Here is a 14,712-nt window from a genome sequence, read left to right on the forward strand (position 1 = left end):
TGTCGTCCGGGACTGCATGATTTATGGCGCCTGAGGCGGACCTAGCCGTACGGGCTCCTACCGCGCCACAAATCACGTTTTACGTCCCGGCCGACACCCCAACCCGCCCCCACCCCCGTCCAGCAGATCGGCCTCGTCCAGCCCCGCCGCCGGATCCAGCCCCGCCGGCGTTTGAGCGCGGGGTCCGGGGCGGAGCCCCGGGGGGTGGGACGCGGCGGGGCCCCGGGGTTGGGCCGGGGCCCTACCCACCGGTACAGACCTCTGGCAAGCTGCCGCCCATGAACTCCCCCGCCGCCGACCGCGCCCGGTACGACCGGGCGACCGCGCACCTGGACGCGCCGCTGGCCATCGTGGATCTCGAGGCCTTCGACGCCAACGCCGACGATCTCGTGCGCCGGGCCGGCGGCAAGCCGGTCCGGGTCGCCAGCAAGTCGGTCCGGTGCCGCGCCCTGCTCGAACGGGTGCTGGCCCGGCCCGGGTTCGCCGGGATCATGTCGTACACGCTCGCCGAGTCGCTGTGGCTGGCCCGCTCCGGGTTCGAGGACGTGCTCCTCGCCTATCCGTCCGCGGACCGGGCCGGTTTCGGCGAGCTGGCGAACGACGCCAAGCTGGCCGCCGCCGTGACCGTGATGGTGGACGATCCCGCGCAGCTGGAGCTGATCGACGGGGCCCGTGACGGCGGCGGCGAGGAGATCCGGGTCTGCCTGGAGCTGGACACCGCCCTGCGGTTGGTGGGTGGCCGGATCCGGGTGGGGGCGCGCCGCTCGCCGCTGCGCGAGCCCGAGCAGCTGGCCGCGCTGGCCCGTACGGTCGCCGCCCGGCCGGGGTTCCGGGTGGTGGGGCTGATGGCGTACGAGGGGCACGTCGCCGGGGTCGGGGACGCGCTGGCGGGGCGTCCGATGCGGTCCCGGGCGATCCGGCTGATGCAGGGCGCGGCGCGCAGGGAGCTCGCGGCGCGGCGGGCCGAGGTGGTGGCGGCCGTGCGGGCCGTCGTACCGGACCTGGAGTTCGTCAACGGCGGCGGTACGGGCAGCGTGCAGCAGACCGCGGCCGAGGACGCGGTGACGGAGATCGCCGCCGGGTCGGGGCTGTACGTGCCGCGGCTCTTCGACAACTACACCTCGTTCAGCGGGCGTCCGGCGGCGCTGTTCGCGCAGCCGGTGGTGCGCAGGCCCGGGGTGGGGGTGGTGACGGTGCTCGGGGGCGGCTATCCGGCCTCCGGGGCGGCCGGCCCGGACCGGCTGCCGGTTCCGTACCTGCCGCAGGGGCTGCGCTACGACCCGCAGGAGGGTGCGGGCGAGGTGCAGACGCCGCTGCTGGGGAGCCCGGCCGACGACCTGCTGATCGGCGACCGGGTCTGGTTCCGCCATGCGAAGGCGGGCGAACTGTGCGAACGGTTCGACACCTTGCACCTCGTCGAGGGCGATCGGGTCACGGAGGGCGTCCCTACCTACCGGGGCGAGGGCCGTACCTTCCTGTGACGGCCCAGGGGTGTCTTGCCGATCAGGCCGCAAGCCCGGCCTGATCGGCAAGGCACCCCCTAGTACACGGTGTCCGCCTGGTCCGGGACGACGCTGGTGTCGCCGCGGCGGACCGGTCCGGGCGTGCCGTCGTGGTCGACGTAGCCCGTGGTGGAGCACGGGTAGGGGCTGGCCTTCTGCTTCTTCGGCTCGATGAACATCGGGTTGACGATCCACTTGCCGTCGCTGTTGTCGTAGGCGCGGCACATCAGCTCGTTCTTGTTCCGGTTCACAGCGAGCCGCAGGGCGGTGGCGTCCCGCAGGAACGAGATGTCGGTGTCGGAGTCGCCCGCCGCGAACACCGGGCGGCGGGCGGCCGGCTGGACCTTCTCGGCGGCGGGGCCGCGCACCCCGAAGATCTCCTTGTTGATCCAGCAGCGCTTGCCGTCGATGTACGTGATCATCGTGTCGGCGCCGTCCTGGACGGATCCGCAGCCCTGGAGGCGGGTGGTGTAGGCCCCGCCGCGGGTCGTGGTGTTGCGGATGCCGATGACGTGGTCCGGGCCGATGCCGACGCCCTCGGCCCAGACCTCGACGACCGGCTGTGGGGAGGCCGAGCTGATCCATACGTCGAAGCCGGCTTTCCGGAGGCTCTCGATCAGGTCCTTCTGCTGGTCGTAGTAGCGCACCCAGCCGGTGGCCCGGCCGGTGCCGACCTGCTGGGTGGCGCCGACGGGCGCGGCGAGGTTCTCGGTGCGGGCGGCGGCGGCGAAGCCGCGGATCTGGCGGGCGGTCCAGCCCTGCATCAGCTGGGGCAGCCAGGCGTACCCGGGTTCCATGGTGCGGCGGTCCCAGCCGGCGAAGGCGGCCGCTCCGGTGCGGGTCGCGGCGGTGGCGTAGACCGCGTTGATCTCGTCCGCGCACCCGGCTCCGGCCGTGGTCCCGGTGGGCAGCGGGGTGCCGGGGCGGGCGAGGGCGCCGCAGGCGTCGGCGAGGGACCGGGCGGCGGCGGGGGTCAGGAAGCGGCTGGTGGTGCTCCAGTCACCGCGGGCGGGCTGGCGGATCCTGGAGTTGCGGAGCAGCCAGAACATGGTGGCGTCGCCGACGTCGTTCTTGACGACGGTGTTGTCCCAGTCGAAGACGGCGACGGGCTTGGCGCGGCTGGGCCGGTACGGGTTGCAGCGGCCGTAGCGGTCGATGAGCTGCTGGAGGCGGGCCTGGTTGTCGCCGTACCAGCCGGGCTTCAGCTGCGGGGTGGTGCAGGGGGCTCCGGGGCCTGCGGCCTCGGCGGTGGGGCCGACGGCGACGAGGGCCGCCACGGTGATCGCGGCGGCGGCGAGGGCCTGGAGGCGCCGGCCGGCGGTGCGTGGGGACATGGGTGAACGCTCCTTGGCGGTGAAGGCGTCACGGGCGGTGGAGCACGACAGCCGGGCGTCGTGCGACGCCCGGCTGTCGGGTGGGTGGTGGCGGGGTGAGCGATTACAGCGGGGTGACGTACGCGCCCGAGATGCCGCCGTCGACGAGGAAGTCGGTGGCGTTGATGAAGGACGAGTCGTCGCTGGCGAGGAAGGCGACGGCCGCGGCGATCTCGGTGGGCTCGGCGAACCGGCCCAGCGGGATGTGCACGAGCCGGCGGGCGGCGCGCTCGGGGTCCTTGGCGAACAGCTCCTGGAGCAGCGGGGTGTTGACGGGTCCGGGGCACAGGGCGTTGACGCGGATGCCCTCGCGGGCGAACTGCACGCCGAGCTCGCGGGACATGGCGAGGACGCCGCCCTTGGAGGCGGTGTAGGAGATCTGGGAGGTGGCGGCGCCCATGATGGCGACGAAGGAGGCGGTGTTGATGATCGAGCCGCGGCCCTGGCGCTGCATGTAGGGCAGGGCGGCCTTGCAGCAGAGGTAGACGGAGGTGAGGTTGACGTCCTGGACGCGGCGCCAGGCGTCGAGCTCGGTGGTGAGGATGGAGTCGTCGTCGGGGGGCGAGATGCCGGCGTTGTTGAAGGCGATGTCGACGGAGCCGTAGGTGTCGAAGGCGGTCTTGAAGAGCGCGTCGACGTCCTCCTTGTCGGTGACGTCGACCTTGACGAAGAGGCCTCCGACCTCCTCGGCGGCGGCCTTGCCGGCCGTTTCGTCGATGTCCGCGCAGACGACGTCGGCGCCTTCGGATGCCAGTCGGCGGGCGGTGGCGAGGCCGATGCCGCTGCCGGCTCCCGTGATGACGGCGGTGCGGCCGACGAGGCGGCGGCAGATGATCTCGGTGGGCTCTACGGACATGTGGTTCAGGCCTCCGTGCTGATGAAGACGTTCTTGGTCTCGGTGAAAGCGGTGAGGGCGTCGGGTCCGAGCTCGCGGCCGAGTCCGGACTGCTTGTAGCCGCCGAAGGGGGTCCAGTAGCGGACGCTGCTGTGGGAGTTGACGGACAGGTTGCCGGCGGCGACGGCGCGCGAGACGCGCAGCGCGCGGCCGATGTCGCGGGTCCAGAGGGAGCCGGAGAGGCCGTATTCGGTGGCGTTGGCCAGGCGTACGGCGTCCTCCTCGTCCTCGAAGGGCAGGACGACGGCGACGGGGCCGAAGACCTCCTCGGCGGCGACGGGCGCGGTGGGGGCGACGTCCGTGACGAGGGTGGGCGGGTACCAGAAGCCGGGGCCTTCGGGGGCGGTGCCGCGGACGGTGGTGAGGTCGTCGGTGACGAAGGACCGTACGCGGTCCAGCTGGGTCCGTGAGATCAGCGGACCCATTTGCGTCTTCTCGTCGAGCGGGTCGCCCACGGCGACGGCCGCGATGCCGGGGGCGACGAGCTCCAGGAAGCGGTCGTAGGCGGAGCGCTGTACGAGGATGCGGGTGCGGGCGCAGCAGTCCTGGCCGGTGTTGTCGAGGAAGGCCATGGGGGCGGCGGCCGCGGCGGCTTCCAGGTCCGCGTCGGCGAAGACGATGTTGGGGCTCTTGCCGCCGAGTTCGAGGGTGACGCGCTTCACCCGGTCGGCGCACTTGGCCATGATCTGCTTGCCGACGCGCGTGGAGCCGGTGAAGACGATCTTCGCGACGCCGGGGTGTTCGACGAGCGCGTCGCCCGCGACGTCGCCGTGGCCGGGGAGCACCTGGAAGAGGTGTTCGGGGATCCCGGCTTCGAGGGCGAGTTCGGCGAGGCGGAGCGCGGTCAGCGGGGTGGTCTCGGCGGGCTTGAGGATGACGGCGTTGCCGGCGGCGAGCGCCGGGGCCAGGCCCCAGGCGGCGATCGGCATGGGGAAGTTCCAGGGGGCGATCACGCCGATGACGCCGAGGGGTTCGAGGAAGGTGACGTCGATGCCGCCGGCGACGGGGATCTGGCGGCCGGAGAGCCGTTCCACTCCCCCGGCGGCGAAGTCGAGGAGGTCGCGTACGTTGCCGGCCTCCCAGCGGGCGTTGCCGATGGTGTGGCCGGCTTCGCGGACCTCCAGCCGGGCCAGTTCCTCGATGTGCCCGTCGACGACCGCGGCGAAGCGGCGCAGCAGGCGGGCCCGGTCGGCGGGGGCCGCCGCCGCCCAGGCGCGCTGGGCCGCGGCAGCCCGGTTGACGGCGGCGTCGACGTCGTCCCGTGTGGCGGCCGGGACGACGGCGACGAGTTCCTCTGTGGCCGGATTCAGCACTTCCAGCGCATCGGACACGTGGTGCCTCACAGTTTCGGTTCGGTGGCGAGCGTGGCTACAGGCGTTCGAAGGAGCGGCGCAGCTCCCAGTCGGTCACCGCGGAGTCGTAGGCGTCGAGTTCCACGCGGGCCATGTTGCGGTAGTGGGCGACGACCTCGGGGCCGAAGGCGGCCTTGGCGATCTCGCTGTTCTCCCAGAGTTCGGCGGCCTCGCGCAGGGTGGCGGGGACGTGTGCGTAGTCGCCGGTGTAGGCGTTGCCGGTGCAGATCGGCGGCAGCTCCAGGCGGTGCTCGATGCCGTACAGCCCGGCGGCGACCAGTCCGGCGACGGCGAGGTAGGGGTTGACGTCGCCGCCGGGGAGACGGTTCTCGAAGCGCATGGAGCGGCCGTGGCCGACGACGCGCAGGGCGCAGGTGCGGTTGTCCAGGCCCCAGGCGACGGCGGTCGGTGCGAAGGATCCCGGCCGGAAACGCTTGTACGAGTTGATGTTCGGGGCGTAGAGAAGGGAGAAGTCGCGCAGCGCGGCGAGCTGGCCGGCCAGGAAGTGGCGCATCACGGGGGACATGCCGTGTTCCTCGTGGCCCTCTCCGGCCATCGCGTTGCGTCCGTCGGCGTCGGTGAGCGAGAGGTGGATGTGACAGGAGTTGCCCTCGCGCTCGTCGTACTTGGCCATGAAGGTGAGCGAGACGCCTTCCTGGGAGGCGATCTCCTTGGCGCCGGTCTTGTAGACGGAGTGCTGGTCGCAGGTGGTGAGCGCCTCGTCGTAGCGGAAGGCGATCTCGTGCTGGCCGAGGTTGCACTCGCCCTTGGCCGACTCGACGGTCAGGCCGGCGGCCTGCATCTCGTTGCGGATCCGGCGCAGGAGGGGTTCGATGCGGCCGGTCCCGAGGACCGAGTAGTCGATGTTGTACTGGTTGGCGGGGGTCAGGCCTCGGTAGTTGGCGTTCCAGGCCTGTTCGTAGGTGTCCTGGAAGACCATGAACTCCAGCTCGGTGCCGACCATCGCGGTGTATCCGTGTTCGGCGAGGCGTTCCAGCTGGCGGCGCAGGATCTGGCGGGGTGCGGCCACGACGGGCGCGGCGTCGTTCCAGGCCAGGTCGGCGAGGATGAAGGCGCTGCCGGGGTTCCAGGGGATGCGGCGCAGGGTGGCGGGGTCGGGGTGCATGGCGAAGTCGCCGTAGCCCCGCTCCCACGAGGACATCTCGTAGCCGTCGACGGTGTTCATGTCGGTGTCGACGGCCAGGAGGTAGTTGCAGCCCTCGGTGCCGTGCGCGAGGACCTCGTCCAGGAAGAACTGTGCGGCGAACCGCTTGCCCTGGAGCCGCCCCTGCATGTCGGGGAAGGCCAGGACGACTGTGTCGATCTCACCGCTGGCGACGAGGATGCGGAGCTCCTCGGGGGCGAGCGGCGGCTTGCGGTCTACCACGGGATTCTCTCCTTCGGTGAGCCGAGGAGGCCTAAGGTATTGAATAGAACCATTGCTTGGGAAGGGGAGGAGCCGAGATGACCGATACGGCGAGCGAAGGCGACGCCGCCCGGCGCCTGAACCCGGTGCTGCGCCAGGTGCGGGCGGGCAACGGGTTCGAGGAGGCGCTGGAGCAGATCCTCCAGGTGGTCCGCCTGGGGCTGGTGCCCGGCGGCGAAAGGCTGCCGCCCGAGCGCGAGCTGGCGGAGCGGATGGGGATCAGCCGGGTCACCCTGCGCGAGGTCCTGAAGGTACTGCAGGACCAGGGCCTGGTGGAGGCACGGCGCGGCCGGTACGGCGGAACGTTCGTGCTGCCCCGCCCGGACACCCCGGCCGGCGGCACGGAGGAGGAGCTGCGCAGACGGGTGGCGGGCGTGGACATCGAGGACGTCCTGCGCTTCCGCGAGGTGCTGGAGGTGGGGGCGGCCGGGCTGTGCGCCTCCCAGGGGCTGACCGAGGAGGGCACCGAACGGCTGCTCGCCGCGCTGGGGGCCACCCACGACGCCCCGCTCGCCGACTACCGCCGCCAGGACACCCTCTTCCACCTCACCCTGTGCGAGCTGGCCGGGTCCGCCACCCTGACGGCCCAGTACGCCGCCGTCCGGGCCACCGTCAACGACCTGCTCGACTGCATCCCGCTGCTGGTGCGCAACCTGGAGCACTCGCAGCAGCAGCACAGCACGCTGGTCGAGGCGGTGCTGGAACGGGACGCGGCCGGGGCGCGGGAGACCATGCGCGAGCACTGCTGCGGCACGGCGGCGCTGCTGCGGGGGTTCCTCGCCTGAGGTGGACCGGGACGGGGCGGAAGGGGGCGCCCGAGAGGTTTTCGTAACTTCTGTTTTACGCAGAGGTCTTGCGCGCTCCGCTCCACTGCGGCAAAGGTACGCCCCACAACCATTGCCCTGAGGCAGGAGCGCACGATGGCCGACGACATCGAGGCACGGCTGACAGCCGTGCCCGCACCCACCACGTCACCCGCCGGCGGCGACGGCCCGGACGACTATCTGGAGCGCCGCACGCTGCGCCGCGGGAGCGCCGGATGGCTGCTCCTGACCGGGCTCGGGGTCGCCTACGTCGTCTCCGGTGACTTCTCCGGCTGGAACGTCGGCCTCGACAAGGGGGGCTTCGGCGGCCTCGCCATCGCCACCGTCCTCATGGGCGCGATGTACGCCTGCCTGGTGTTCTCCCTCGCGGAGCTGTCCACCATCCTGCCGACCGCGGGCGGCGGCTACGGCTTCGCCCGCCGGGCGCTGGGCCCCTGGGGCGGCTTCCTCACCGGCACCGCGATCCTCATCGAGTACATCCTCGCCCCGGCGGCGATCGTCATCTTCATCGGCGACTACGTGGAGTCCCTCGGCCTCTTCGGCCTCACCTCCAGCTGGCCCGTCTACCTCGGCTGCTTCGTGGTCTTCATCGGCGTGCACCTGTGGGGCGTCGGCGAGGCGCTCCGCTTCAGCCTCGTCGTGACCGCCGTCGCCGTCGCCGCGCTGCTGATCTTCGCGGTGGGCGCCTTCACGGAGTTCAGCGCCGACGGCCTGAACGACATCCCGGTCGACGCGAACGCCTTCGGCTCGAACTCCTGGCTGCCGCTGGGCGTGCTCGGCATCTGGGCCGCGTTCCCCTTCGGCATGTGGTTCTTCCTCGGCGTGGAGGGCGTACCGCTGGCGGCCGAGGAGGCGAAGGACCCGGTCCGCTCCATGCCGAAGGCGCTGTCGATCTCCATGGGCATCCTCGCCCTGCTGGCCCTGATCACCTTCTTCGCGGCGACCGGCGCGCAGGGCGCCGACGCCGTCAAGACGGCCGGCAACCCCCTCGTCGTCGCCCTGGAGGGCGACGGCGGCCCGACCGCGCTGAGCCGCTTCGTGAACTACGCGGGCCTGGCGGGCCTGGTGGCCTCCTTCTTCTCGCTCATCTACGCGGGCTCGCGCCAGCTCTTCGCCCTCTCGCGCGCCGGCTACCTGCCCCGCTTCCTCTCGCTCACCTCGAAGCGCAAGGCCCCCTACCTGGGCCTGATCATCCCCGGCGCGATCGGGTTCGCCCTGGCGGCGGCCACCGGCAACGGCGCCCGCATGCTCAACATCGCCGTCTTCGGCGCCACCATCTCCTACGCCCTGATGGCGCTCTCGCACATCGTGCTGCGCCGCCGGGAGCCGCAGCTGGAGCGCCCGTACCGCACCCCGGGCGGGGTCCTGACCTCCTCGGTGGCCTTCGTACTCGCCCTGTCGGCCCTGGTCGCCACCTTCCTGGTGGACAAGGACGCGGCGTTCATCGCCCTGGCCGTGTACGCCGTCGCCCTGGCCTACTTCGCGTTCTACAGCCGCCACCACCTCGTGGCGTCGGCTCCCGAGGAGGAGTTCGCGGCCCTCGCGGAAGCCGAGGCGGAACTGGCCCGCGACTGAAACCCTGTCACCGTCCGCCCCCGCCCCTTCCCGGAGGTATCGAACGTGCCCAGGCCGCTCATCGGCATCACCACCTACGTCGAGGAATCCACCCGCTACGGGGTGTGGGACCTCCCGACGTCCCTCGTACCGACCGGGTACCACCAACTCGTCCAGGCGGCGGACGGCGCGGCCGTGCTGCTGCCCCCGGACGAGCCCGGATCGGCGGCGGAGGTGCTGAGCCGGGTGGACGGCCTGGTCGTCGCGGGCGGCCCGGACGTGGACCCGGTCCACTACGGAGCCGCGCGCGATCCCCGTACGGGCGCCCCCGCGACGGTCCGCGACCAGTGGGAGCTGGCCCTGATCGGCGCCGCCCTGGAGGCGGAAGTGCCCGTGCTCGGCATCTGCCGCGGGATGCAGGCCCTGAACGTGGCCCTGGGCGGCACCCTGATCCAGCACATCGACGGCCACGTCGACACCCCGGGCGTCATGTCCTGGCACCCGGTCCGCCCGGTCCCGGGCACCCGGTACGCGGACCTCGTCCCCGAGGAGGCGCAGGTCCCGACCTACCACCACCAGGCCGTCGAGCGCCTGGGCCGCGGCCTGGTCGTCTCGGCGCACGCGCTCGACGGCACTATCGAGGCCATCGAGCTGCCCGACCCCGCGCGCTGGGTGCTGGGCGTGCAGTGGCACCCGGAGCGGGACGAGGACACCCGGGTGATGGCGTCGCTGATCGAGGCCGCCGCCGTCCGCAGCGCGGTCCCGGTGGCCTGACCGACCGCCGGCCGCGGGACTCCGGCGCCTTCCCCAGCGCCCCGGGGCCCCGCGGCCGGCCCCGCACCCGGCGCCCCCGCCGGGGCGCGGCCGCCACAAATGGCCCTCCGGCCGACGGGCGGGCACGCTGGATGGGTGAGCACCGACGCGCACCGCACGGCGAAGGGTCCGGTGGCCGGGTTCCTGGACAACCCGGTCGTGGGCATGGCGCCGTGGATCATCTTCTCCCTGCTGGTCGGCCCCGGGCGGTTCGAACTGGCCGTCGGACTGGCCCTGGCCGCCGCGGTCGCCCTGGTCGCGGTGGGCCACCTGGTCAACCGCGGCAGCTCCTGGAAGCTGCTGGAACTGGCCGACGTGGTCTTCTTCGCGTCGATGGCCGTCATCGGAGCCCTGGTCGACGACGCAACCCTGCGCTGGCTGGAGACGTACGCGGGCGAGGTCGCCAACATCGCGCTGGCGGTGATCGCCTTCGGCTCGATGGCCGTGCGGATGCCGTTCACCCTCCAGTACGCCCGCGAACAGGTCGATCCGTCGCTCTGGCACACCCGCGGCTTCCTGCGCACCAACTACATGATCACCGGGGCGTGGGGCATCGCCTTCCTGGTGGCCGCCGCCGCGGGAGCGTACGGGGACCTGGTCCTGCACAACCCGAGCAACATCTGGACCGGCTGGATCATCCAGATCCTGGCGATCGTCGCCGCGGTGAAGTTCACCGTCTGGTACCCGGACGTCGCCCGCGCCCGGGCGGTCCGCGAAGCCTCCGGCCTGCCTCCCGAGCCCACGCGGTGGGCGGGCTTCCTGGTACCGCTGGCGGGCCTGCTCGTACCGATCGGCATCGCCGTCCTGATCTTCGACAACATGTGGTGGCTGGGAGTCGCCCTGATCGTCCTGGGCTCGCTCCTGACGAAGCGCCTGCAGTCCCGCTCCCAGGCCCCGGCGGGCTGACGCCGGCCGGGCCCGGCGACGGCGGCCCGGCGGGCGTCCCGCACGGGCTCAGCCGAAGACGACCGACCGCAGCTGCAGGCGCGCCGAGCCGTAGCCGGTGAGCGGCCGCATCGTGAACCAGTCACCGGAACAGTCCGGTTCGGTGAACACCGTCGCCGTGGAGGTGGTCCTGTTGCGCGGCGAGTGCGCAGGGGAGCTGGCACCGGGGTCGGCGACCTCGGGCAGCGTGATGCACTCCCCGCTCTCCGGGTCCTCCAGGACCACCCGCAGGGGGCGGCCGTCGAGGCCCGTGACCGTGTACTGGAACTCACCCGTGGCGGCCGAGGCCGAGGTCGGGACGGTCAGCAGGAGCGCGAAGGCGCCGAAGGCGGCGACGGCGGCATGGCGTAGGCGCATCAGGGGGTCTCCTCGGGGCGGAGCGGAAACGTGCAGGAGCCACCTTTCCCGCGGGTCGCGCCGGGGCCACCGTCCGCCCCGTGCCGAATCGATCCTCCCTCGCCCGAACGGACTCAGGCCCGGCGGCCCGGTGTCCGGCAGATCACAGTGACGGACGGGACGACGCCCCCTACGATCCATGATCGATACACCTATCCCCGCGCATTCCTGCCCCGCCCGAGGAGACCGACCCCGTGACCACCGGCGCCGCCGCATCCGAGAGCTACTACGAGCGGACGGGCGAGCACGCCTACAAGCCCACGGCTCACGCGGGCGGCGCCTGGAACACCGACGAGCAGCACTTCAGCCCGCTCGCCGGCCTCGTGGTGCACGCGATCGACGGGCACCTGGCGCAGCGGGCAGAACCCCTGGCACTGGCGCGGATCAGCTACGACATCCTGGGCCGGATCGCCCTCGACGAGTGCGAGATCACCGTCGAGACCCTCCGCCCGGGCCGGACCATCGAACTCCTCGAAGCGACCGTGACCATCGGCGGCCGTCCGGTGGTCCGCGCCCGCGCCTGGCTGCTGGCCACCCTGGACTCCTCCGCTGTGGCCGACAGCCCCCACGAGCCGCTGCCCGCTCCCGGGGAGCTCACCCCGTGGGCCATGGCCGAAGAGTGGGACGGGGGCTACGTCTCCTCCATCGAGGTCCGCCGGACCCCGCCCACCCGCCGGGGCCGCACGGTGGCCTGGGTGTCCTCGCCCATCGCGCTGGTCGCGGGCGAGCCGAGCAGCGCCCTCGCCTCCTACGTGGCGCTCGTGGACACCGCGAACGGGGTCGCGGTCCAGCAGGACCCCACCGCGTGGATGTTCCCGAACCTCGACCTCACGATCCATCTGCACCGGCAGCCGCACGGCCCGTGGACCGGCCTGGACACCACGGTCACCTTCGGCCCGTCGGGACAGGGGCTCACCAGCAGCGTCCTGCACGACATCGACGGCCCGGTCGGCCACGCCGACCAGATCCTCACCGTCCGCCCACTGCCCTAGGGGGACGTACCCCGGGTCAGGGACAGCAGGTCCCGGGCCGGGCCCGCCGGGCGGGCGCCGGCCGGCCAGACGGCCCGCAGGGCCCGGCCCAGTTCGGCGCCCGACACCGGCACCTCCACCAGCCGGCGCGCCGCCAGCTCGTCCACCACCGCCAGCTCCGACAGCACGCACGGCCCCGCGCCGCCCAGCGCGGCCGCCTTGACCGCCGTCGTCGACGCCAGCTCCAGCAGCGGCGCGGCCAGCCCGCCGTGCCCGGCCAGCGCGGCGTCCAGTACCTGCCGGGTACCCGATCCCCGCTCGCGCAGGATCAGCGGGGTCGCCGCCAGTTCCGCCGCCTCCACGCCCCGCGTGCGCCGCGCCCACGCATGGACCGGCGCCACCGCCACGACGAGACGGTCCTGCGCGATCACCGCCGAGTCCAGCCCCTCCGGCACCGTCAGCCCCTCCACGAAGCCGAGGTCGGCCTCGTGCGTGAGCACCCGCTGCACGACCACCGCGGAATTGCCCGCGTGCAGCGACACCGCCGTGTCCGGCCGCTGCCCGCGCAGCGCGATCAGCCACCCCGGCAGCAGGTACTCCGCGATGGTCATGCTGGCCGCCACGCGCAGCCGCGAGTCCCGCCGTCCCCGCAGCGCCTGCGCACCCGCGTCGAAGGCCTCCGCCGCCTCCACCACCCGCCGGGCCCAGTCGGTGACCAGCGCACCCTCGGCCGTCAGCGTCGACCCCCGCGGGGAACGGTCCACCAGCGCCACGCCCAGCCGGGTCTCCATCGCCCGGATCCGGCTGCTCGCCGCGGGCTGGGTGATGCCCAGCCGCCGGGCGGCGCCGCTCAGGCTCCCCACGCGCGCGACCGCCAGCAGCAGCTCCAGCGCCCCCAGGTCCGGTACACGGTGCGCCAGCGGAACCAACTCCTCATCACCCATAACATCAGTTTATGGCCTTATAGAAAGGTGATCCCTGCCGCTCGTCCCGCCCCGGCGGGACGCTGGACCCATGGCCACCACCCTCGTGCGACCCCGCACCCTCACCGAACCCGCGCCCACCGCCCACAAGGCACCGGCGCTGCGACACCTCGGCCCGAACTGGTACGCCTCCGTCATGGGCACCGCGATCGTCGCCAACGCCGGCGCGACCCTCCCGTACCAGCTCCCCGGCCAGCGCGTGGCCTGCCAGCTCGTCTGGGCGCTGTCCGCCGCCGCCCTCGCCGTCCTGCTCACCGCCCGCGCCGGGCACTGGCTCCACCACCGCGACCAGGCCCGCGCCCACCTCCTCGACCCCGCCGTCGCCCCCTTCTACGGGTGCCTCTCGATGGCGTTGCTGGCCGTCGGCGGCGCCACCCTCATCGTCGGCAAGGACCTCATCGGGACCGGCGCCGCCGTGGCCGTGGACGCCGTGCTCTTCACCGCGGGCACCGCGATCGGCCTGGTCGCGGCCGTGGCCGTGCCCTACCTGATGGTGGTGCGCCACAAGGTCGAACCGAAGCAGGCCACCCCCGTCTGGCTGCTCCCCCTCGTCGCCCCCATGGTCTCCGCCGCCCTCGGCCCGCTGCTGATACCCCACCTGTCCCCCGGCCAGCCCCGCGAGGCCATGCTGCTCGCCTGCTACGCCATGTTCGGCATCAGCCTGCTCGCGACCCTGCTGATGCTGCCCCTGATCTTCGGCCGGCTGATCGTGGGCGGCCCCCTCCCCCTGGCCCTCACCCCGACCCTGTTCCTGGTCCTCGGCCCGCTGGGGCAGTCCACCACCGCCGTGAACCAGCTCGCCGACATGGCCCCCCAGGCGATCGGCGCCCCCTACGCCGGCGCGCTCGGCGCCTTCGCGGTCGTCTACGGGGTGCCCGTGATGGGATTCGCCCTGCTGTGGCTGGCCCTCGCCGTGTGCATGCTGGTCCGGGCGGCCCGGGCCGGCATGGGCTTCGCGATGACCTGGTGGGCGCTGACCTTCCCCGTCGGCACGTGTGTCACCGGCGCCGCCGGCCTGGCCCGCCACACCGGGCTCACCGCCCTCGGCTGGCTCGCCGCGGCCCTCTTCCTCGCCCTGCTGACCGCCTGGCTGCTCGCCGCCACGCACACCCTGCACCGCCTGCTGACGGGCCGCCTCCCGCGGGGGTAGCGGCCCGGGGCGAGCCCCGGCCGGTGTGCTGGGGCTCCGCCCCAGACCCCGCGCCTCAATCGCCGGCGGGGCCGCTTCGCTCCCGCGGGGGTGGCGGTGTGGGGCGGCCCCGCGCCGGTGTGCTGGGGCTCTGCCCCAGGCCCCGCGCCTCAATCGCCGGCGGGGCTGGGTTTGGCTGCGCCTGCCCCGCCTGTCCTGCGGATCGGGATCCGGGCGCGGTGCGGGCGAGTCGCGGGGCCGGGGAGGGGTGTCTCCTCGGCTCGGCGCGCGCGGGCCATCGCGGTTGTGCTCGGTGGTTGCGCGCTCGTCCTGCGGGGACACCCCTCCCCGTCCCCGCTCCCACGCGTCGGGCAGGCTCCGGGGCACTGTCGGAGCACTGCCGTGGGGTGGGGACACGGCGGAGTGTCCCCACAGGACGAGCGCGCACCACCGGGTACGGCCGCGAGATGCGGTACCGCGCGAGCCGAGGAGACACTCCGGCGGGGCCCCGCCCCACACCACCCAGCCCCGCCGGCGATTGAGGCGCGG

The 14,712-nt window shown here is 73.1% G+C and carries 13 protein-coding genes; 7 read left to right on the plus strand and 6 right to left on the minus strand.

Annotated elements, in window-relative coordinates; genetic code table 11:
* The first annotated feature begins 278 nt into the window (after window positions 1-278).
* The gene (locus IG86_RS0136965) at window positions 279-1,481 is read left to right on the plus strand and encodes an amino acid deaminase/aldolase (protein ID WP_030902756.1); all 1,203 of its coding nucleotides are present in this window, start codon (window positions 279-281) and stop codon (window positions 1,479-1,481) included.
* Window positions 1,482-1,540: 59 nt separating this feature from the next.
* On the opposite strand, the gene IG86_RS0136970 is transcribed toward IG86_RS0136965, so the two are convergent.
* The 4 genes from IG86_RS0136970 to IG86_RS0136985 all read right to left on the minus strand — a co-directional run bounded on the left by IG86_RS0136970 (window position 1,541) and on the right by IG86_RS0136985 (window position 6,509).
* On the minus strand, window positions 1,541-2,836 hold the full coding sequence (locus IG86_RS0136970) for a haloacid dehalogenase-like hydrolase (protein WP_030829944.1): 1,296 nt from the start codon (window positions 2,834-2,836) through the stop codon (window positions 1,541-1,543).
* A gap of 103 nt (window positions 2,837-2,939) precedes the next feature.
* Window positions 2,940-3,731, minus strand: coding sequence for a 3-oxoacyl-ACP reductase (locus IG86_RS0136975; protein ID WP_030829941.1), 792 nt, complete (start codon window positions 3,729-3,731; stop codon window positions 2,940-2,942).
* A gap of 5 nt (window positions 3,732-3,736) precedes the next feature.
* Window positions 3,737-5,101, minus strand: a complete 1,365-nt coding sequence (locus IG86_RS0136980; protein WP_030902760.1) for an aldehyde dehydrogenase family protein — start codon at window positions 5,099-5,101, stop codon at window positions 3,737-3,739.
* A 37-nt stretch (window positions 5,102-5,138) separates the two neighbouring features.
* A complete protein-coding gene (locus IG86_RS0136985) occupies window positions 5,139-6,509 on the minus strand; it encodes a glutamine synthetase family protein (RefSeq protein WP_030829935.1) in 1,371 nt (456 codons plus the stop codon).
* 77 nt (window positions 6,510-6,586) lie between these two features.
* Here IG86_RS0136985 and IG86_RS0136990 point away from each other — a divergent pair, with 77 nt between their 5' ends.
* The 4 genes from IG86_RS0136990 to IG86_RS0137005 all read left to right on the plus strand — a co-directional run bounded on the left by IG86_RS0136990 (window position 6,587) and on the right by IG86_RS0137005 (window position 10,645).
* On the plus strand, window positions 6,587-7,333 hold the full coding sequence (locus IG86_RS0136990; RefSeq protein ID WP_030829932.1) for a FadR/GntR family transcriptional regulator: 747 nt from the start codon (window positions 6,587-6,589) through the stop codon (window positions 7,331-7,333).
* Window positions 7,334-7,468: 135 nt separating this feature from the next.
* Entirely contained in the window at window positions 7,469-8,947 is a 1,479-nt protein-coding gene (eat, locus tag IG86_RS0136995) for an ethanolamine permease (protein ID WP_030902763.1), read from the plus strand.
* A 45-nt stretch (window positions 8,948-8,992) separates the two neighbouring features.
* Window positions 8,993-9,700, plus strand: coding sequence for a gamma-glutamyl-gamma-aminobutyrate hydrolase family protein (locus IG86_RS0137000; protein ID WP_030902766.1), 708 nt, complete (start codon window positions 8,993-8,995; stop codon window positions 9,698-9,700).
* 135 nt (window positions 9,701-9,835) lie between these two features.
* Window positions 9,836-10,645 (plus strand): hypothetical protein, encoded by an 810-nt coding sequence (locus IG86_RS0137005; protein ID WP_037849339.1) that lies wholly within the window; start codon window positions 9,836-9,838, stop codon window positions 10,643-10,645.
* 48 nt (window positions 10,646-10,693) lie between these two features.
* On the opposite strand, the gene IG86_RS0137010 is transcribed toward IG86_RS0137005, so the two are convergent.
* The gene (locus IG86_RS0137010; protein WP_030902770.1) at window positions 10,694-11,041 is read right to left on the minus strand and encodes a hypothetical protein; all 348 of its coding nucleotides are present in this window, start codon (window positions 11,039-11,041) and stop codon (window positions 10,694-10,696) included.
* A 233-nt stretch (window positions 11,042-11,274) separates the two neighbouring features.
* On the opposite strand from IG86_RS0137010, the gene IG86_RS0137015 reads away from it, so the two are divergent.
* Entirely contained in the window at window positions 11,275-12,072 is a 798-nt protein-coding gene (locus IG86_RS0137015; RefSeq protein ID WP_030829916.1) for a thioesterase family protein, read from the plus strand.
* On the opposite strand, the gene IG86_RS0137020 is transcribed toward IG86_RS0137015, so the two are convergent.
* On the minus strand, window positions 12,069-12,995 hold the full coding sequence (locus IG86_RS0137020) for a LysR family transcriptional regulator (protein WP_030829912.1): 927 nt from the start codon (window positions 12,993-12,995) through the stop codon (window positions 12,069-12,071). The two genes, IG86_RS0137015 and IG86_RS0137020, sit on opposite strands and share 4 nt — an antisense overlap.
* A 70-nt stretch (window positions 12,996-13,065) precedes the next feature.
* Between IG86_RS0137020 and IG86_RS0137025 the strand changes: the two genes are divergently transcribed.
* Window positions 13,066-14,184 (plus strand): TDT family transporter, encoded by a 1,119-nt coding sequence (locus IG86_RS0137025; RefSeq protein ID WP_051785635.1) that lies wholly within the window; start codon window positions 13,066-13,068, stop codon window positions 14,182-14,184.
* Window positions 14,185-14,712: the final 528 nt, after the last annotated feature.

The sequence above is a fragment of the Streptomyces virginiae genome (assembly GCF_000720455.1).
GTDB classification, from domain to species: Bacteria; Actinomycetota; Actinomycetes; order Streptomycetales; family Streptomycetaceae; genus Streptomyces; species Streptomyces virginiae.

Bases quoted from the DNA above. Each gene is read 5' to 3' on its own strand.
- IG86_RS0137025 (WP_051785635.1), top strand. From the start codon at position 13,066: ATGGCCACCACCCTCGTGCGACCCCGCACCCTCACCGAACCCGCGCCC.
- IG86_RS0136975 (WP_030829941.1), bottom strand. From the start codon at position 3,731: ATGTCCGTAGAGCCCACCGAGATCATCTGCCGCCGCCTCGTCGGCCGC.
- IG86_RS0136970 (WP_030829944.1), bottom strand. From the start codon at position 2,836: ATGTCCCCACGCACCGCCGGCCGGCGCCTCCAGGCCCTCGCCGCCGCC.
- IG86_RS0137020 (WP_030829912.1), bottom strand. From the start codon at position 12,995: ATGGGTGATGAGGAGTTGGTTCCGCTGGCGCACCGTGTACCGGACCTG.
- IG86_RS0136990 (WP_030829932.1), top strand. From the start codon at position 6,587: ATGACCGATACGGCGAGCGAAGGCGACGCCGCCCGGCGCCTGAACCCG.
- IG86_RS0136965 (WP_030902756.1), top strand. From the start codon at position 279: ATGAACTCCCCCGCCGCCGACCGCGCCCGGTACGACCGGGCGACCGCG.
- IG86_RS0137010 (WP_030902770.1), bottom strand. From the start codon at position 11,041: ATGCGCCTACGCCATGCCGCCGTCGCCGCCTTCGGCGCCTTCGCGCTC.
- eat (WP_030902763.1), top strand. From the start codon at position 7,469: ATGGCCGACGACATCGAGGCACGGCTGACAGCCGTGCCCGCACCCACC.